Source organism: Polaromonas sp. P1_G2, from assembly GCF_056405515.1.
In genome coordinates this window covers 1-568 of the sequence record NZ_JBFUBY010000768.1, presented here as the reverse complement: position 1 = coordinate 568, position 568 = coordinate 1, and the positions used below count along the sequence as shown (strand labels likewise).

The window sequence follows — 568 nt, the reverse complement described above, 5'->3', positions numbered from 1 at the left end:
ACACTTACGCGTCCGCCCATCGTGCCTTCGAGTTCCGAGATCTCGGCCTCATCGCCTTGAAGGGCTTCAAGGAGCCGGTTCATATTCGATGCGCCACCAAGGCGCTGCCGCGCGGCGGCAGGTTCACGAGGACGGGCCTTACGCCGCTCATCGGGCGTGAGGATGAAATCCGAAAAATTCTCGCGCTCAGCCAACAGGTCGCTGCGGACCGTTGCCCGCGCTGGCTGCTGGTTTGCGGAGAGCCGGGGATCGGCAAGTCGCGGCTCTTGTTCGAAGTTGCCGGCAAGCTGCCGACGGCAAAGACGATGACAGCGCAATGCTCCCTGGCGCACGCYAACAGCGCTCTTTTCCCTTTCCTGCAGCTTCTCAGGCAAGAATGTGCCATATCGGATGCACTGCCGATGGCCGAAGCAATGCAGAGGTTGGAAGAATTTCTAACCGCCGGCACGGTGCCGCTGTCTCACGCCGTGCCGATCCTCGCACGGTTGCTGGTCGTCCATCAGACGGATTATCCGCCTTCGGAGCTGACATCGACCGAGCAGCAGACGACCATACGCAAGGTGTTCGT

At 61.2% G+C, this 568-nt stretch carries 1 protein-coding gene; it reads left to right on the top strand.

Translation table 11 applies throughout. The annotated features are described in order from the left end of the window. Positions 1-568, top strand: a 568-nt coding sequence (locus AC1D0P_RS27480; RefSeq protein ID WP_477679624.1) for an AAA family ATPase, incomplete at both ends; no start/stop codon positions are given.